General features: G+C 60.8%; 13 protein-coding genes. 3 read left to right on the forward strand and 10 right to left on the reverse strand.

From position 1 onward, the window contains the following. Positions 1-64: 64 nt before the first annotated feature. The 5 genes from J3P88_RS25695 to kdgD form a co-directional block, all read right to left on the reverse strand. Positions 65-1,006, reverse strand: a complete 942-nt coding sequence (locus tag J3P88_RS25695; protein ID WP_186710660.1) for an AEC family transporter — start codon at positions 1,004-1,006, stop codon at positions 65-67. A 445-nt stretch (positions 1,007-1,451) separates the two neighbouring features. Then, positions 1,452-3,005, reverse strand: coding sequence for a galactarate dehydratase (garD, locus tag J3P88_RS25700; RefSeq protein ID WP_186710803.1), 1,554 nt, complete (start codon positions 3,003-3,005; stop codon positions 1,452-1,454). Between the two features lie 12 nt (positions 3,006-3,017). Further along, positions 3,018-4,382 carry an MFS transporter gene (locus J3P88_RS25705; protein WP_039592259.1) on the reverse strand — a complete coding sequence of 455 codons (1,365 nt, stop codon included), beginning with the start codon at positions 4,380-4,382 and terminating at the stop codon, positions 3,018-3,020. A gap of 85 nt (positions 4,383-4,467) precedes the next feature. Continuing rightward, complete coding sequence (locus tag J3P88_RS25710; protein WP_434572335.1) at positions 4,468-5,913, reverse strand: aldehyde dehydrogenase family protein; 1,446 nt, start codon at positions 5,911-5,913, stop codon at positions 4,468-4,470. 129 nt (positions 5,914-6,042) lie between these two features. Further along, positions 6,043-6,954: a 5-dehydro-4-deoxyglucarate dehydratase gene (kdgD, locus tag J3P88_RS25715; protein WP_207963262.1), complete on the reverse strand. Its 912-nt coding sequence runs from the start codon at positions 6,952-6,954 to the stop codon at positions 6,043-6,045. A 372-nt stretch (positions 6,955-7,326) separates the two neighbouring features. Here kdgD and J3P88_RS25720 point away from each other — a divergent pair, with 372 nt between their 5' ends. Then, positions 7,327-7,680, forward strand: a complete 354-nt coding sequence (locus tag J3P88_RS25720) for a hypothetical protein (protein ID WP_434572337.1) — start codon at positions 7,327-7,329, stop codon at positions 7,678-7,680. 493 nt (positions 7,681-8,173) lie between these two features. Here J3P88_RS25720 and J3P88_RS25725 read toward each other — a convergent pair whose 3' ends face one another. From J3P88_RS25725 to J3P88_RS25740, 4 genes are all read right to left on the reverse strand, one after another. Beyond that, positions 8,174-8,920: a FadR/GntR family transcriptional regulator gene (locus tag J3P88_RS25725; RefSeq protein ID WP_186710795.1), complete on the reverse strand. Its 747-nt coding sequence runs from the start codon at positions 8,918-8,920 to the stop codon at positions 8,174-8,176. A 276-nt stretch (positions 8,921-9,196) separates the two neighbouring features. Beyond that, positions 9,197-10,924 carry an ABC transporter ATP-binding protein/permease gene (locus J3P88_RS25730; protein WP_434572339.1) on the reverse strand — a complete coding sequence of 576 codons (1,728 nt, stop codon included), beginning with the start codon at positions 10,922-10,924 and terminating at the stop codon, positions 9,197-9,199. Between the two features lie 91 nt (positions 10,925-11,015). Further along, the gene (locus tag J3P88_RS25735) at positions 11,016-11,576 is read right to left on the reverse strand and encodes a response regulator transcription factor (RefSeq protein WP_003177957.1); all 561 of its coding nucleotides are present in this window, start codon (positions 11,574-11,576) and stop codon (positions 11,016-11,018) included. Continuing rightward, positions 11,573-12,832 carry an ATP-binding protein gene (locus J3P88_RS25740; protein WP_186710791.1) on the reverse strand — a complete coding sequence of 420 codons (1,260 nt, stop codon included), beginning with the start codon at positions 12,830-12,832 and terminating at the stop codon, positions 11,573-11,575. Before J3P88_RS25740 ends, J3P88_RS25735 begins: the two co-directional genes overlap by 4 nt. A 332-nt stretch (positions 12,833-13,164) precedes the next feature. Here J3P88_RS25740 and J3P88_RS25745 point away from each other — a divergent pair, with 332 nt between their 5' ends. Beyond that, positions 13,165-13,881 (forward strand): SIMPL domain-containing protein, encoded by a 717-nt coding sequence (locus J3P88_RS25745; RefSeq protein WP_434572341.1) that lies wholly within the window; start codon positions 13,165-13,167, stop codon positions 13,879-13,881. A 209-nt stretch (positions 13,882-14,090) separates the two neighbouring features. Here J3P88_RS25745 and J3P88_RS25750 read toward each other — a convergent pair whose 3' ends face one another. After that, positions 14,091-14,474, reverse strand: coding sequence for a DUF6124 family protein (locus J3P88_RS25750; RefSeq protein ID WP_434572343.1), 384 nt, complete (start codon positions 14,472-14,474; stop codon positions 14,091-14,093). Positions 14,475-15,715: 1,241 nt separating this feature from the next. Here J3P88_RS25750 and J3P88_RS25755 point away from each other — a divergent pair. Beyond that, positions 15,716-17,341, forward strand: coding sequence for an ABC transporter substrate-binding protein (locus J3P88_RS25755; RefSeq protein WP_186729505.1), 1,626 nt, complete (start codon positions 15,716-15,718; stop codon positions 17,339-17,341). Positions 17,342-17,729: the final 388 nt, after the last annotated feature.

The raw sequence follows: 17,729 nt of genomic DNA on the forward strand, positions 1-17,729 counted from the left end.
ATGCAATCGAATGTGGGAGCGGGCTTGCTCGCGAATGGAACGAAAGAGCGCTGCAAATCCGAGGCTAGATCCACCCACCCCACTGCAACACAAAGATCCCCAGGTTGGTGGTAATCGCCGCCATCAAGGTGGTGATGACGATGATCGCCGCCGCCAGCTCATGGTTGCCATCGGCCGCCCGGGCCATGACGAAACTGGCCGCCGCGGTGGGGCTGCCGAAGTACAGGAAGAGGATCCCCAGTTCCGCCCCGCGAAAACCCCAGAGCCACGCACCGAGGGTGGTCACCAGCGGCAGGCCGACCATTTTCACCAGGCTCGAACTCAGGGCCATCTTGCCGCTCTTGCGCAGGGCCGCCAGGGACAGCGTGCCGCCGATGCAGATCAGCGCCAGGGGCAAGGTCATTTGTGACAGGTATTTGGCCGAGGTCTCGAACCAGTTCGGCAGGCCGATCTGCCAATAGGCGAACGGCGCGGCGGCGATCACGCTGATGATCAGCGGGTTGCTGATCACGCTTTTGCAGATGCTCCACGGATCGGACTTGATCACCGGGCTGTAGACCGCCAGCACGATGGTCGACAAGGTGTTGTAGAACAGGATCACCAGCGCCGCGAGAATCGAACCCAGGGAAATCCCGTAGTCGCCATACATGCTCGCCGCCAGCGCCAGGCCGATCACACCGTTGTTGCCGCGAAACGCGCCCTGTGTGTAGATGCCGCGGTCTTCGCGCGGGCAACGCCAGATGGCCCAGCCCCAGGCCATTGCAAAGCTCACCAGGGTGGCGATGGAGAAATAAATCAGCAGGTCAGGCTGCAACGCCGCGTGCAGGTCGGCGTGCAGGATGCCAAGGAACAAGAGCGCCGGCATGGTGACGTTGAACACCAGGGACGAGGCGATGTGGATGAAGTTGTCGTTGATCCAGTCGATGCGCTTGAGCAGCGTCCCCAGAAACAGCATGGCGAACACCGGCGCGGTGACGTTCAGGGTTTCGAGGAAAATTGCCAGCATGCCGGGGACCTTGAGAAGGGTGTCGTTAGGTGGCTAATGATAAGCCACTCACGGCATTGGCGTCTGGTCGAGCCTCTTCGCGAGCAGGCTCGCTCCCACATTTGCTCGCGTGAACACAGAGCCAACATTCACCGCTGCCCCTTGTGGGAGCGGGCTTGCTCGCGAAGACGGCAGCACATCCAACATCAATGCCAACTGAACCACCGCTTTCGCGAGCAAGCCCGCTCCCACACTGGTTCTCCTGCGATCGCAAAATCCACATTCACCCCCACATCCTTGTGGGAGCGGGCTTGCTCGCGAAGACGGCAGCACATCCACCACCAAAGCAAGCTGAACCACCGCTTTCGCGAGCAAGCCCGCTCCCACACTGGTTCTCCTGCGATCGCAAAACCCACACTCCCCCCACATCCCTGTGGGAGCGAGCCTGCTCGCGATCAGCGCCGGATCAGGTAATCGGCGCCGGGTTGAACAAGGTGATGTCGTTGTACAGCTTGTGCCGCTCGGCCCAGGTCTGTTTCTTGCCGCTGGCCACGTCCAGGTAGTAGTGAAACAGCTCCCAACCCAGTTCCTCGATGGTCGCCCGTCCAGTGGCGATGCGGCCGGCGTCGATGTCGATCAGGTCCGGCCAGCGCTGGGCCAGTTCGGTACGGGTCGAGACCTTTACCACTGGCGCCATCGCCAGGCCGTACGGTGTGCCCCGGCCGGTGGTGAACACATGCAAGTTCATCCCCGCCGCCAGTTGCAACGTGCCGCAGACAAAATCGCTGGCCGGTGTGGCGCAGAAAATCAGGCCCTTTTGCTTGAAGCGCTCGCCCGGGCCAAGCACGCCGTTGATTGCGCTGCTGCCAGACTTGACGATCGAGCCCAGGGACTTCTCGACGATGTTCGATAGCCCGCCCTTCTTGTTGCCCGGCGTGGTGTTGGCACTGCGATCGGCTTCGCCCTTGGCCAGGTAACGGTCGTACCAGTCCATTTCCCGTACCAGCTCCTGGGCAACTTCCTCGGTTTGCGCCCGGGAGGTCAGCAGGTAGATCGCATCGCGTACTTCGGTGACTTCGGAAAACATTACTGTCGCGCCAGCCCGCAGCAACAGGTCCGAGGCATAGCCCAGGGCCGGGTTGGCGGTGATACCGGAAAACGCATCGCTGCCGCCGCATTGCATGCCCAGGATCAGCTCCGAGGCGGGCACGGTTTCGCGGCGACGCTGGTCGAGTTTCTTCAGGCGGGTCTCGGCCAATTCCATGATCTGCTCGATCATTTCCGTGAAGCCGTGACTGGAATCCTGCAAGCGATACAACCACGGCTCGCTGAGGTCCACCGAGCTGTCGCCTTCATGCATCACCTGCCCGGCCTGCAATTTCTCGCAGCCCAGGCTGATCACCAGTGCCTCGCCCCCCAGGTTCGGGTTGCGCGCCAGGTTGCGCACGGTGCGAATCGGGATGTAGGCGTCGGTGGCGGTGATCGCCACGCCACAGCCATAGCTGTGGGTCAGCGCCACCACGTCATCGACGTTCGGGTACTTGGGCAACAGTTCGTCCTTGATGCGCTTGACCGCATGGTCCAGCACACCGGTCACGCACTGCACCGTGGTGGTGATGCCCAGGATGTTGCGCGTGCCGACGGTGCCGTCGGCGTTGCGGTAACCCTCGAAGGTGTAGCCCTCCAGCGGCGCATCGGCCGCCGGCACGTCGGTGGACAGCGGCAAGCTGTCCAGCGGCGGTGCGGTGGGCATGCGCAACTGGTCTTCCTTGACCCAGCTGCCACGAGGGATCGGTTGCAGCGCGTAGCCGATGACCTGGCCGTAGCGAATCACCTCGCCGCCCTCGGGAATGTCCACCAAGGTGACTTTGTGGCTCTGCGGCACGAAGTCGACGGTAACCAGGCCGTCCGGGAATTCGGTCCCGGCCGGTACGCCCTGGTCGTTGACAACAATCACCACGTTATCGCGCTCGTGCAGGCGGATGTAACGGGGCGAATCGGCATGTTCAATCAGATTCATGGACGCCATTCCTCAGGATTTGGCTTCAGACAGGCTGGAGAGGTCGGCTTCCTTGGCCGCTGGCTCCTTGAGCACCACACGCTTGATCGGGCCCACGATGACCAAGTAGCTGAACACCGCCATCAACGCGTTGCAACCGACGAACACCAGTGCCCATTTGAACGAGCCTGTGGAGCTGATGATGTAGCCAATGACGATCGGCGTGGTGATCGACGCCAGGTTGCCGAAGGTGTTGAACAGGCCGCCGCTCAAGCCGGCAATCTGTTTCGGCGAAGTGTCGGACACCACCGCCCAGCCCAACGCACCGACGCCTTTACCGAAGAACGCCAGGGCCATGAAGCCCACCACCATCCATTCGATGTCGACGTAGTTGCACGCCACGATGCTGCTCGATACCAGCAAACCGGCGATGATCGGCGCCTTGCGGGCAAAGGTCAGCGAGTGGCCCTTGCGCAGCAGGTAGTCGGAAATCACCCCGCCCAGCACGCCACCGATAAACCCGCAGATGGCCGGCAAGGAGGCGATGAAACCGGCCTTGAGGATGGTCATGCCGCGTTCCTGGACCAGGTACACCGGGAACCAGGTCAGGAAGAAGTAGGTGATGCCGTTGATGCAGTATTGGCCCAAATATACGCCGAGCATCATGCGGTTCGTCAGCAGTTGGCGAATGTAATCCCACTTCGGACCGTCGGCTTTCTTTTCCTTGCCCTTGTCCTGGTCCATATCGACCATCGCGCCGTTGGACGCGATGTGATTGAACTCGGCCTCGTTGATCATCGGGTGTTGGCGCGGACTGTAGATCACTTTCAGCCAGACCAGCGAGAACACGATGCCGATCACGCCCATCACGATGAACACGTGCTGCCAGCCGAAGCGGTAGACGATCCAGCCCATCAGCGGTGCGAACAATACGGTGGCGAAATACTGCGCCGAGTTGAAGATCGCCGAGGCAGTACCGCGTTCAGCGGTGGGGAACCAGGCGGCGACGATCCGGGCGTTGCCCGGGAACGAAGGCGCTTCGGCCAGCCCGACCAGAAAGCGCAGCATGAACAGCGCAACCACGGCCGTGGACATGCCGAATTCACCGACATAACCCTGCAGCACGGTGAACAGCGACCAGGTGAAAATGCTCAAGGCATAGATTTTCTTCGACCCGAAACGGTCGAGCAGCCAGCCGCCAGGAATCTGCCCGGCCACATAGGCCCAACCGAAGGCGGAGAAGATATAACCGAGGGTGACGGCGTCGATGCCGAGGTCTTTTTGCAGGCTGGAACCCGCGATCGCGATGGTGGCACGGTCGGCGTAGTTGATCGTTGTCACCAAAAACAGCATGAGCAGGATCAAATAGCGGACGTGCGTCGGCTTGGTCTCTTGCATGTAATCTACTTCCACTATTTATTTTTATGCGGGAAATCAAATTGTACGGTCGGCGCCGGAGCCCGGCGCCGACCGGTGTTGCGTATTACGAGCCGATGTAGGAGGTCTTCACCACGGTGTAGAACTCTTGCGCGTAGCGGCCTTGCTCACGTGAACCGTAGGACGAACCTTTGCGCCCGCCGAACGGCACGTGGTAATCCACGCCGGCGGTCGGCAGGTTGACCATCACCATGCCTGCCTGGGAATGGCGCTTGAAGTGGTTGGCGTATTTCAACGAGGTGGTGGCGATACCGGCCGACAAACCGAACTCGGTGTCGTTGGCCATCGCCAGCGCCGCCTCGTAGTCGGCCACGCGCACGACGTTGGCCACCGGGCCGAAGATCTCTTCGCGGCTGATGCGCATCGAGGCTTCACTGTCGGCGAACAGGGTCGGCGCCAGGAAGTAACCTTCGGTGTCGCACGTCACCACACCGCCACCGCTGACCAGCCGCGCGCCTTCGCTTTGGCCGATGTCGATGTACTTCAAGTCCTGGTTGAGCTGGGCTTCGGAAACCACCGGGCCAATGTCAGTGCCGGCCTTCAACGCGTGACCGACCTTGATCGACTGCATGCGCTCGGCCATGGCCGCGACGAACTTGTCATGGATGCCGGCGGTGACGATCAGTCGACTCGACGCTGTGCAACGCTGGCCGGTGGAGTAGAACGCGCTCTGCACCGCCAGTTCGACGGCCTGCTTGAGGTCGGCGTCGTCGAGGATGATCTGCGGGTTCTTGCCGCCCATTTCCAACTGCACCTTGGCCTGGCGCGCCACGCAGTTGACCGCGATCTGCCGGCCTACACCCACGGAACCGGTGAAGCTGATGCCGTCGACTTTCGGGCTGTTGACCAGGATGTCACCGACCACACGGCCGCTGCCCATCACCAGGTTGAACGCACCGGCCGGGAAACCGGCGCGGGAAATGATCTCGGCCAGGGCCCAGGCGCAGCCCGGTACCAACTCGGCGGGCTTGATCACCACGCAGTTGCCGTAGGCCAGGGCCGGGGCGATTTTCCACGCGGGAATGGCGATCGGGAAGTTCCAAGGGGTGATCAGGCCAACCACACCGAGGGCTTCGCGGGTCACTTCGACGTTGACGCCCGGGCGCACCGATGGCACGTAGTCGCCGGACAGGCGCAGGCATTCACCGGCGAAAAATTTGAAAATGTTGCCGGCGCGGGTCACTTCGCCGATGGCCTCGGGCAGGGTCTTGCCCTCTTCCCGGGCCAGCAGTTGGCCGAGTTCTTCACGGCGGGCGAGGATCTCGGTGCCGACTTTGTCCAGCGCATCATGGCGGGCCTGGATGCCCGAGGTCGACCAGGCCGGGAACGCGGCGCGGGCGGCTTCGATGGCGGCGTTGACTTGCGCTGCGTCAGCCTTGGCGTATTCACCGATGACATCGGACAAGTCAGACGGGTTGATGTTGGTGCAATAGTCAGCACCGGCCACCCACTCACCGTTGATGTAGTTATCGAAACGCTTTGCATCTGCCACGGAGCTTCTCCTCTCACAAAAGCTGTCTAGGAACGCAGTGCGTCCCTGGCTGCATTTCCACGCGATGCGTGGAAACGATCAAGCCTTACGCAAAAAGCCGCTGATTGCTCAGCGGCCTTGTCGGGTCTGTTACTGCTTGCCTTGCTTGTCGATCAGCGCGGCCAGGGCTTCGTATTCTTCTGGCAGCAGGTCGGTCAACGGCGTGCGCACAGGGCCCGCGTCATAGCCAACGATCTTCGCGCCGGCCTTGACGATGCTCACTGCGTAACCGGCCTTGCGGTTGCGGATGTCCAGGTAAGGCAGGAAGAAGTCGTCGATGATCTTGCCGACAGTGGCGTGATCTTCGCGGGCAATGGCGTGGTAGAAGTCCATCGCGGTTTTCGGGATGAAGTTGAACACCGCCGAGGAGTAGACCGGCACGCCCAGGGCCTTGTAGGCCGCGGCATAGACTTCAGCGGTCGGCAGGCCGCCCAGGTAGCTGAAACGATCGCCGAGGCGACGACGGATCGACACCATCAGTTCGATATCGCCCAGGCCATCCTTGTAGCCGATCAGGTTCGGGCAGCGCTCGGCCAGTTGTTCCAACTGAGTGGCGTTTAGGCGGCAGACGTTGCGGTTGTACACCACCACGCCGATTTTTACCGATTTGCACACGGCTTCAACGTGGGCGGCAACGCCGTCCTGGCTGGCTTCGGTCAGGTAGTGCGGCAGCAGCAACAGGCCCTTAGCGCCCAGGCGCTCGGCTTCTTGAGCGTACTCGATGGCCTGGCGGGTAGCACCGCCGACGCCGGCGAGGATCGGCACGCTGGTGGCGCAGGTATCGACGGCCGTCTTGATGACTTGCGAGTACTCGCTGGCGGCCAGGGAGAAGAATTCACCGGTGCCGCCCGCTGCGAACAATGCAGAGGCGCCGTACGGGGCCAGCCACTCAAGGCGCTTGATGTAGCTGTCGCGATTGAAATCGCCATTGGCAGTGAAATCGGTGACCGGGAACGACAGCAGGCCAGACGAGAGGATGGACTTCAGTTCTTGTGGATTCATTATTCGAACACCCTGGACGCAAATGTTGTGTTGTAGGAAACGGTTCAGCTTCATGTGAAGTTGTAGGTCATCGTACAACTTAAAATATGAACGTCAACTGTATTTCGTCTTTTGGCCGGTGTCGGGGTTGGGGTGTTTGTCGCGAAGCCTTGTAGACCGGGGGTTTGGGTGTGATGGGGAGACGGATGAAACTTGCCGGTTGGGACACTAGGACCGCTCGTCGCCACTGTCAACTCTGCCAGTAGGCGCCGTTACGGCGAGGGGGCATAACCTAGGCATGGCTGTGCTGCGCACGGCCGTAGTCCCTTTCACAATCTTTTAAGTGAGCCGCCCGTACGCGATGATCGGGGCTGCCTCACAGGGAGTGACATCATGAAGACGTATGCGAAGCCCGCGCTCAGAGATCTTCCACTCGCTGAGGAAATCACGGTCGACTTGTCAAAAATAAAGACATTGACCGTGGAGATTCCGGATGCAGATTTCGACCAGAACTCGAATGCCCGACTGATTCTGGACGAGGGCTCGCCGGTAGGGGCGTTTACACCTCTGACCGAGGGCGAGGAAGGTACGCCACGTAAAGATGTAACGGTGACTATAATAACCAACACCGAGCTGGCAGCTTACCTCGGCAAATCGGTTGAGCTTCGTTACGAGGTTACTTACGAGAGCAGCGTGGATATCGATAGATCCGAGCCGCAAAAGTTGCGGATCACGGCGTCGCGCTAAGCGCCTACGATTCGTCAGACGGGCACACAGATACAAAGCCAGTCACCACTTCCCTGTGGCGAGGGAGCTTGCTCCCGCTCGACTGCGAAGCAGTCGCCAACCTGTAGAGGTTCGATTGATCGAAAGAGCTGAGGGGGCCGCTTCGCAGCCCAGCGGGAGCAAGCTCCCTCGCCACAACAGCATCCTTGCTTGCCACGACAGCATCTTTGCCAGCAGAGCAGTGAGCGACTTCAGCCCTGCGCCTGCGGCCAGTGCGCCTACGATTCGTCAGACAGGCAAACAGACATAACGCCAGACACCATTTCCCCTGTGGCGAGTGGATTTCTTTGTGGCGAGGGAGCTTGCTCCCGCTGGGCTGCGCAGCAGACCCAAACCTGACTCCTCGATGGATCAGATAAATTGCAGTCGCTGCTGTCGGGGCCGCTTCGCGCCCCAGCGGGAGCAAGCTCCCTCGCCACAAAAACGCCCCTGCCACATAGAATAGCGAAGCGCCTTAACCCTGCGCCTGTGCCTCTTCATGGGCCTGGCGCAGCCGTTCGCGGCTGTTGGTCAGGTGCAAACGCATGGCCGCACGGGCCGCGTCGGAGTCCTGGCGAGCGATGGCTTCGTAGATTTCCTCGTGCTCGCGGCTCAGGCGATCCATGTAGTGCTGGTGGTCGTCGTGGGCCAGGCGCGCCGAGTTCAGCCGGGTGCGCGGGATGATGCTGGTGCCCAGGTGGGTCATGATGTCGGTGAAGTAGCGGTTGCCGGTGGACAGGGCGATTTCCAGGTGGAAGGCGAAGTCCGAGGCCACCGCGTCGCTGGCATGGGCCGCGCTTTCGTTCAAGGCGTCGAGCGCCGCCCGCATCGCCGCCAGTTGCTCGTCGCTGCGACGCTGCGCCGCGAGCCCAGCGGATTCCACTTCCAGGCTGATGCGCAATTCCAGGATCGCCAGCACGTCCCGCAAGGTAACCACGGTAGCCGGGTCGATGCGGAAACCGCTCGGGCTGGGCGTGTCCAGCACGAAGGTGCCGATGCCATGGCGAGTTTCCACCTGGCCGGCCGCCTGCAACCGGGAAATCGCCTCGCGCACCACGGTGCGGCTGACGCCATGGGCTTCCATGATCGCCGACTCGGTGGGCAATTTATCACCGCGCTTGAGCAGACCGTCGCGAATCTGCTCGGTCAGCACCGTCACCAGCTCCTGCGCCAGGCTGCGGCGCTTGCGGGGAAAGCGTGGTACTTCGATCGGGGTTTCCATGGGGCTGTGTCTCGGTAAACGGCTGAATGGCAACATCATAGCGCAACGTGGTTGTACGATCACCGGGGGTGCAGTGGCAAGTCGGGGGCGGATACCGAGTCGCCTTCATCGCGAGCAGGCTCGCTCCCACATGGGATCGGTTGTAGAGCTAAACACCCGGTTCACCCCAAACCCTTGTGGGAGCGGGCTTGCTCGCGAAGGCGCTGTGTCAGATACATCAATGTCAACTGACACCCCGCCTTCGCGAGCAAGCTCGCTCCCACAGGTTTTCGGTGGTCAGGCGGTTACGGTGCGCTCCACCAGTTGGCCATTTTCGATACGCACATGTCGCGGATGGAACCGTTTCAAACTGCTTCGGTGACCAACGCTGACAATGCTCAGGCCCGGCAACTGGTCGATCAGCGCCTGGTACAGCGTCGCTTCGTCCTCTTCATCCATCGCCGAGGTCGCTTCGTCCATGTACAACCAAAGCGGTGCATAAAGCAATGCGCGGGCAAAGGCCAGGCGTTGTTGCTCACCAGGCGAGAGCATCCGCTGCCAGTGGTTGCTTTCGTCCAGGCGCGGGATCAGGTGCGGCAGGCGGCAGGTTTCCAGCACCTGTGCATAACGTTCGTTGGGGTAGACGTCGCCGGCCTGTGGATAACTCAACACTTCCCGCAGGCTGCCAATCGGCAGGTAAGGTTTTTGCGGCAGGAACAAGTAGCGCGCCGCCGGAAGCCGGATCGTCCCGTGCCCCGCAGGCCACAAATGCCCCATTGCGCGCAACAGGGTGGATTTGCCGCTGCCGGAACGACCGCTGAGCATGACCCGCTCGCCAGGTTCCACATTCATATCGGCGTTGTCGAGCAGATGACGCCCGTCAGCCAAGTCCAACCCGAGGTTGCGGACCGCCAACGCGTTGCCCTGGTTCTGCACATCGATGGCCGGCACGCGGTCTTCGTTGTCGCTCATCGCCTGGCGGAAACTCAGCAGACGATCACAGGTGGCGCGCCACGCGGCGAGGTTGGCGTAGGCGGTGATGAACCAACTGAAGTTCTCCTGCACGTTACCGAACGCGGAGTTGATCTGCATGAGCTCGCCCAGCTGGATCTTGCCCGAGAAATAACGCGGCGCGGCGACGATGAACGGGAAGATGATCGCGATCTGGCCGTAGCCGGACGTAAAGAACGTCAGGCGCTTGGACACGCGCATGATGTCCCAGAAGTTGTGCCAGACCAGGCCGAAACGACCGCTCAGGCGACGATTCTCGTTGGGCTCGCCGCCATACAGCGCAATGCTCTCGGCGTTCTCGCGCACCCGCACCATGGAGAAACGCAGGTCGGCTTCGAAACGCTGCTGGTTGTTGTTCAGGCCGATCAGGCGCCGGCCGATCAGGTGCGTCAGCCAACTGCCCACCGCCGCATACACCAACGCGCACCAGAACATATAGCCAGGGATGGTGTAGCCGAACACTTCGATGCTGCCCGACACGCCCCACAAGATAATCGAGAACGACACTAGGCTGACGACCGTGCGAAGCAGCCCCAGGCCCAGTTCCAGTGTGTTGGAGGTGAAACTGTTGAGGTCTTCGGAAATCCGCTGGTCGGGGTTATCGGTATAGCCGCCCTGCTCCAGCCGGTAGTAATTCTTGTTGTTGAGCCAGCGGGCAAAATGCTGCTCGGTGAGCCAGGCCCGCCAGCGGATGGTGAGCATCTGCGTGAGGTACAAACGGTACACCGCGCCGAGGATCGCCACCGCCGCAATGCCGCAGAAATACAGGATCAACCGCCAGAATGCCGCAGTATCCTTCTCTTGGAGGGCGTTATAGAAGTCCCTGTACCAACTGTTGACCCACACCGAGATTGCCACGCTGAACAACGACAGCGCGATCACGGCAATCAACAGCGTCCAGGCCTTGCCCTTCTCCTCACTGCGCCAGTACGGCGTGGTCATCTGCCAGACACGGCGGAAAAACTGGCCGCGCACCGCGTCATTGACCGCGGAATATTCAGCGTTCTGATTCATGGTTAAGGCTCATAGGAGAAAAAACTCGGGCCGATCATAAAGCAACGGCCCGATGTGTCGCGAGGGTGGACAGCATTTGTTCAGCGCAGGTTCAGCGACGTACCGGGCGCTTTTGCAATTTGCGCTGCAAGGTCCGCCGATGCATGCCCAAGGCGCGGGCGGTGGCGGAGATATTGCCTTCGTGCTCGGTCAGCACGCGCTGGATGTGTTCCCATTGCAGGCGATCCACCGACATGGGGTTTTCCGGCACCAGGGTGTCGAGGTCGGCGTGTTCGGACAACAGCGCCGCCAGCACGTCATCGGCATCCGCTGGTTTGCACAGGTAGTTGCAAGCGCCGCGCTTGATGGCCTCGACCGCGGTGGCGATGCTCGAATAACCGGTGAGGATCACCACGCGCATCTCCGGGTCCAGCTCCAGCAGTTTGGGCAGCAGTACCAGGCCCGAATCGCCGTCCATCTTCAGGTCGAGGGCGGCGTAGTCCGGCAGGTCGGCCTGGGCGATGGTCAGGCCCTCCTCGGCAGAACCTGCAGTGCTCACGCGAAAACCGCGACGGGACATGGCCCGGGCCATGACGCGGGTGAAGGTGGCGTCGTCGTCCACCAGCAGCAGGTGCGGCAGTTCTTCGCCGTCGACTTGGATCTCGTCACTCATGTTTCGTCTCCTCGGTCGGCATGGGGCAGGCGCAGCTCGGTGAGCGTGCCGCCTTCCTCATGGGGGTAGAGTTTCACCGAGCCGCCGGCGCGTGTCACGCTGGCTTTGCTCAAGAACAGGCCCAGGCCGAAACCCTTGCCCTTGGTCGTGAAAAACGGTTTGCCGATCTGCTCGGCAATCGCCAGCGGCACACCGGCGCCGTGGTCGCGGATACAGATCGTCAATTCATAGGCATCCCAATCCAATACCACTTCCAAACCTTCGGGGCAGGCGTCGGCGGCATTGTTCAACAGATTCAGCAGCGCTTGGGTCAAGTCCGGCGGCGGCGCCATGCGCGGCACTGTGCCCTTGCCCAGGCACTGGAAGCGATAACTGGCCTCCGGACGCATCAAATGCCAGCGATTCAGGGCATCATCGAGCCAGAAGGTGACCGCCTGCATGTCGATGTCCAGCCGGCGGTTGGCCTCGGCGGCGCGCACCAGGTATTGCAGGGTTTCCTTGCAGAGCTTGACCTGGTCCTGCAGCACGCCGAGGTCTTCCTGCAACGCCGGGTCTTTATGATCCTGGCGCATTTCCTTGAGCAGCACACTCATGGTCGCCAGCGGCGTGCCCAACTCATGGGCGGCACCGGCGGCCTGGGTCGCCACGGCCAATAGTTGCTCGTCCCGCAGGCCTTCTTCGCGGCGGATCGCCCGCAGCTCCTCCTGGCGACGCAGCTCCTCGGCCATGCGCGCGGCAAAAAACGTGATGACCGCCGCGGCCAGGGCGAAACTCAGCCACATACCGTAGATCTGCAGGTTTTCCCGGGCGATGGGGAAGGTTTCCAGCGGATAGAAACGCGCCAGCAGCAAGGTGTACAGCGCCAAGGCGATGCCGGAAAGGATGAGCGAATACCGCCACGGCAACGTCACGGCGGCGATGGTCAGCGGCACCAGGTAATAGGAGACAAAAGGATTGGTGGAGCCGCCGGAGAAATACAGCAGCGCACTGTGGATAAACAGATCGCAGGCCAGCTGTACGGCGTATTCAAGCTCGGTCACCGGCCAGGACGCGCGCAGGCGAATCGCCGTCAGCGCGCACAGCACGCTGGAACAGACCAGGGTGATCGCCAGTTGCAGCCAGGGCAGCGGCAGCAGGTCGAACCAATAGGCGAGCCCCACGGAACCGGCCTGGGCCGCCAGGACCAGGATGCGGATGAATGTCAGGCGCCAGAGGTTCTGGCGAGAGGCGGAAGTCATTTGCAAGGGGGCGAGCATGAGCTCTCCTGATGAGCGCTCCAGGCGGATCGCACGGAGTATAACCAAGGCGGGGGTTGCAGCGGCAGATATGCGGCAAAGCGCCACAGCCCCGCATGCTACCTATAACCCCCTGTGGCGAGGGAGCTTGCTCCCGCTGGACTGCGCAGCAGGCCCAAAAGACTACGACTGCTACGCAGCCGAGCGGGAGCAAGCTCCCTCGCCACAAAAGCTCCACCAACCTTCGCATCTGTATAGAAGTTGTAACTGTGCGAACCCAACCATAAACGCTAGAGTCTTATCGTTCACGCAGGCCCGGAACCAACCCCTGCGCATCATCCCAAGGAGCTTTCATGCACACGTTCAGTCGCCCCGCCGCCCTGCTCGCCCTCAGCCTCGGCACCGTCGCCAGCCTGCCGGCCCTGGCCGCCGATGAGCTGCACTACAACCAGATCTCCCTGCGCGCCGAAGCCAGCCAGGAAGTGGCCCGCGACCTGATGATCGTCACCCTCTACACCGAAGAACAGAACACCGACCCGGCCAAACTCGCCGCCGCTGTCAGCACCACCCTGAACAAAGCCATCGGCCAGGCCAAACAGGTCAAAGGCATCAACTTGAGCCAGGGCAGTCGCAACAGCTACCCGATCTACGACAACAAAGGTGGGAAAATCACCGGTTGGCGCGAACGCGCGGAACTGCGCCTGGAAAGCGCCGACTTCGCCGCCCTGTCCACACTCACCGGCGAACTGCTGGGCGGCATGAAAATGGCCGGCATGGACTTCGCCATCGCCACCGCCACCCGCCAGACCAGCGAGGACGCCCTGCTCAAGGACGCCGTCAACGCCTTCAAGGCCCGCGCCCAATTGGCCACTGAAGCCTTGGGTGGCAAGGGTTATAAAATCGTCAACCTGAACTTCAACACCAACGGTTATCCACAACCGTACATGCGCCCGCAGATGATGATGAAAGCGGCGTCGATGGATGCCGAGTCGGTGACGCCTGAGGTGGAAGCGGGCACCAGCAAGGTGACGATGACGGCGGATGGGGCGATTGAGGTGTTGATGCAGTGATGATGGACAGCGGGTTCAGCCAGCTTCGTACTGGCTGAACCCTGAAGCCCTGCGACAAAAAACAACCCCCCGTGGCGAGGGAGCTTGCTCCCGCTGGGCTGCGCAGCAGCCCCAAACCTGACACCTCGGTGTATCAGATGGATACAGTTGCCGCTGTTGGGGCCGCTTCGCGCCCCAGCGGGAGCAAGCTCCCTCGCCACAGGGGGTTGTCACGGTGCAGGGCTGGCCGGTGCTTCGAGCTGATCCAACGCCTTGTCCACCAGCAACTGGCACAACTCCACCAACTGATGAATCCCCAGGGCCACGCTGCGTCGCGTGCCCTCCACTTCAAAGGCCAGGTCCTCGGCCATGGCTTTTATCGAGGCCAGGGTTTCGGAGGTGCTGGTCAGTAGTGTGTCGGCGTCGGCCTTGGCGGTGACGGAAAACAGGCTGTCGATTCGCTGATCGGTGCTTGGTTCTGGAGGTTTGGGGTTGAGGTAATGATTTAGGGCGCGCTCGGCGGCGGCGTGGTCTTTGAGTAGGTCTTCGATGGCGTCGAAGCCCGCCAATGGGTTTGTTCTGTTGAAGTTCGGTTCAGTCTTTCCTTCGTTCATGTGCATGCTCCTGATGAAATTGGAGCCATCACTTGCCGTTATGGTCGTGAGGCTTACGACCTATTAATTTCGGGTTCCCACTCCCGGTCGCTGTTTTGCAGCGACAGTAAAAAGTTTAGAGAGCCCACTTCCGAGCGGCAATCTTAAAAAGCTGTGGGATGTTTCGTTTCAGGACCGGTGATCCTTCCTACACAAATGAATGACACATCACGCCTCCTGACGCTGCAACCCCCGTGGCGAGGGAGCTTGCTCCCGCTGGGCTGCGCAGCAGCCCCCAAACCTGACGCCTCGGTACGTCAGATGGATGCAGTCGCTGCTGTTGGGGCCGCTTCGCGCCCCAGCGGGAGCAAGCTCCCTCGCCACGGGTTTGGTGGTCGGCGGGACATAGGCATATTGCTTCGACCTCTGCACAATAGTTTTGACATCTCCAAAAACAGCACGAAAGAACTGTCCACGTTTTATGGAATGTGGACAGCGAAAGATTAGGCCTCCTTGAAAAGTCAAAATATTTTTCTTAGGCATGAAATGACCAGCCTTCACACCTGGGCTTTCAGGCCACCTTCGCGAACAAACCCACACACAACTGATCGGGTACATTCGTGAGAGATAGGCCGGCTACTAGGCCGCCTTCGCGAGCAGGCTCGCTCCCACAATGGATTGGGATATGACCGGGAGAGCCAGGTCGGCTACCAGGCCGCCTCGCGAGCAAGCTTTGCTCCCACAGATCCGACGACGTATGACTGGAAGAATCAGGTCAGCTTCCAGGCCGCCTCGCCCCGAAGCATACGCAAACTCCCAGGCGCCACTCCAGAAAGCCAAAGGTTGCGCCAGGCGCCACCCTCGACCCATGGGCAATGCCGGTGCATCGATTGAACCCTGGACCGAAGATAACGGCGCCTCCGGCAGCGATAAACAAAAAGGGGCCGGATCTCAAACTCAGCCCATTCAGCCCTATCCCCCTCTACGACGTGGGTTTGAAGAGGTAAAACCCGCCCCCTACCGGTGCGCCAAAGCCACGCAGCGCACCGGGAAAGGGCGCCAATCGCCCTTAAAAAACGCGCGCAAACGATCAAATGCGTCAGAAGTTACACAGATGCGACATTAAGGTACGTTCGTGCCACTGTTTCAGACTTGAAACCGCTCTGGATCTTGCATTGGGTATGGGGCCTGCATAAGTATCCGCAGGACGACTCACGAGGTCGCCCTCAAATCCAAAAATGACAACAAATCATGAGGCCAACATGCTTAAACACGCGGTCATTCCGTTTTTAGTCGGTGCAGGCTTGTTAGCCAGCGCTCCCTTCGCTTCCGCCGCGACTAACCTGGTGTTCTGCTCCGAAGGCAGCCCGGCCGGCTTCGACCCTGGTCAGTACACCACCGGAACCGACTTCGACGCCTCTGCAGAGACCATGTTCAACCGCCTGACCCAGTTTGAGCGCGGCGGCACCGCCGTGATTCCTGGCCTGGCCACCAAGTGGGACATTTCCGAAGACGGCCTCACCTACACCTTCCATCTGCGTGAAGGCGTCAAGTTCCACACCACCTCGTACTTCAAGCCGACCCGCGAATTCAACGCCGACGACGTGCTGTTCACGTTCAACCGCATGATCAACAAGGACGACCCTTTCCGTAAGGCGTACCCGACCGAATTCCCGTACTTCACCGACATGGGGATGGACACCAACATCACCAAGATCGATAAAGTCGACGACCACACCGTCAAGTTCACCCTCAAAGATGTCGACGCTGCGTTCATCCAGAACCTGGCCATGAGCTTCGCCTCGATCCAGTCCGCCGAGTACGCTGCCCAGTTGCTCAAGGATGGCAAGGCCCCGGACATCAACCAGAAGCCGGTCGGCACTGGCCCATTCGTGTTCAAGAGCTACCAGAAAGACTCCAACATCCGCTACACCGGGAACAAGGACTACTGGAAGCCTGAAGACGTGAAGATCGACAACCTGATCTTCGCCATCACCACCGACCCGTCGGTGCGCATGCAGAAACTCAAGAAAAACGAATGCCAGATCACCCTCTTCCCACGCCCGGCCGACCTCAAGGCCCTGAAGGAAGACAAGGCACTGAAGATGCCTGACCAGGCGGGTTTCAACCTGGGCTACATCGCCTACAACGTGATGGACAAGATCAAGGGCAGCAACGAGCCGAACGTGCTGGCTGACCTGAAAGTCCGCCAGGCGTTGGACATGGCGGTCAACAAGCCGCAGATCATCGATTCTGTCTACCAGGGCGCCGGCCAGTTGGCTGTCAACGCCATGCCGCCAACCCAATGGTCCTACGACACCACCATCAAGGATGCCAAGTACGATCCTGAGAAAGCCAAGGAGCTGCTCAAGGAAGCCGGCGTCAAGGAAGGCACCAACATCACCTTGTGGGCGATGCCGGTACAGCGTCCTTACAACCCGAACGCCAAGCTGATGGCCGAGATGCTGCAGTCCGACTGGAAGAAGATCGGCCTGAACGTCAACATCGTCAGCTACGAATGGGGCGAGTACATCAAGCGTTCCAAAGGTGGCGAGAACCAGGCGATGATCATTGGCTGGAGCGGCGACAACGGTGACCCGGACAACTGGCTCAACGTGCTGTTCGGCTGCGACTCGCTGGCCGGCAACAACTTCTCCAAATGGTGTGACAAGAAGTTCGACGGCCTCGTGAAAGAAGCCAAGCGCACCACCGACCAGGCCAAGCGCACCGAACTGTACAAACAGGCACAACACGTCCTCAAGGATGCCGTGCCGATGACACCTATCGCTCACTCGACGGTGTATCAACCCATGCGCGCCAACGTGCAGGACTTCAAGATCAGCCCATTTGGCTTGAACTCCTTCTACGGCGTCAGCGTCAGCAAATAAGGTGACCTGTGGCGAGGGAGCTTGCTCCCGCTGGGCCGGTCCGACGCCTCGGGCGTAGCGGCCCCTTTTTTAAGCGCGATGGTGTACCAACAACACCATCGCGAGCAGGGCTCGCTCCCACGGCATGCCGTTGCTTTAAGCCAAGACTCAGGAAATAGCCTACATCCAAAAGCACTGCGTACCACAGCAGTTGGTTTAGGACGTATCGCCTTTTCCCACAAGTCTTTCAGGCATTACGCATTTACCCCCAGGCCCACGACTCATACCGTCGGGGCCTGGACGGCTTGCTGATCCTGCGGCATCGCTACGCAATGGAATGAGCTCAGTGCGCCGGACCTGTCCCCGGAAGGACACCGGTGCACTGTCAAACACCCCGAACGAGAGAGGG

The sequence above is a fragment of the Pseudomonas sp. Z3-6 genome, from assembly GCF_051131985.1.
GTDB lineage: Bacteria > Pseudomonadota > Gammaproteobacteria > Pseudomonadales > Pseudomonadaceae > Aquipseudomonas > Aquipseudomonas zanjanensis.

What these genes read in the sequence shown, in the direction of transcription:
- J3P88_RS25695 (WP_186710660.1), bottom strand. Translation starts at nt 1,006, where the DNA reads ATGCTGGCAATTTTCCTCGAAACCCTGAACGTCACCGCGCCGGTGTTC.
- garD (WP_186710803.1), bottom strand. Translation starts at nt 3,005, where the DNA reads ATGAATCTGATTGAACATGCCGATTCGCCCCGTTACATCCGCCTGCAC.
- J3P88_RS25705 (WP_039592259.1), bottom strand. Translation starts at nt 4,382, where the DNA reads ATGCAAGAGACCAAGCCGACGCACGTCCGCTATTTGATCCTGCTCATG.
- kdgD (WP_207963262.1), bottom strand. Translation starts at nt 6,954, where the DNA reads ATGAATCCACAAGAACTGAAGTCCATCCTCTCGTCTGGCCTGCTGTCG.
- J3P88_RS25720 (WP_434572337.1), top strand. Translation starts at nt 7,327, where the DNA reads ATGAAGACGTATGCGAAGCCCGCGCTCAGAGATCTTCCACTCGCTGAG.
- J3P88_RS25725 (WP_186710795.1), bottom strand. Translation starts at nt 8,920, where the DNA reads ATGGAAACCCCGATCGAAGTACCACGCTTTCCCCGCAAGCGCCGCAGC.
- J3P88_RS25730 (WP_434572339.1), bottom strand. Translation starts at nt 10,924, where the DNA reads ATGAATCAGAACGCTGAATATTCCGCGGTCAATGACGCGGTGCGCGGC.
- J3P88_RS25735 (WP_003177957.1), bottom strand. Translation starts at nt 11,576, where the DNA reads ATGAGTGACGAGATCCAAGTCGACGGCGAAGAACTGCCGCACCTGCTG.
- J3P88_RS25740 (WP_186710791.1), bottom strand. Translation starts at nt 12,832, where the DNA reads ATGCTCGCCCCCTTGCAAATGACTTCCGCCTCTCGCCAGAACCTCTGG.
- J3P88_RS25745 (WP_434572341.1), top strand. Translation starts at nt 13,165, where the DNA reads ATGCACACGTTCAGTCGCCCCGCCGCCCTGCTCGCCCTCAGCCTCGGC.
- J3P88_RS25750 (WP_434572343.1), bottom strand. Translation starts at nt 14,474, where the DNA reads ATGAACGAAGGAAAGACTGAACCGAACTTCAACAGAACAAACCCATTG.
- J3P88_RS25755 (WP_186729505.1), top strand. Translation starts at nt 15,716, where the DNA reads ATGCTTAAACACGCGGTCATTCCGTTTTTAGTCGGTGCAGGCTTGTTA.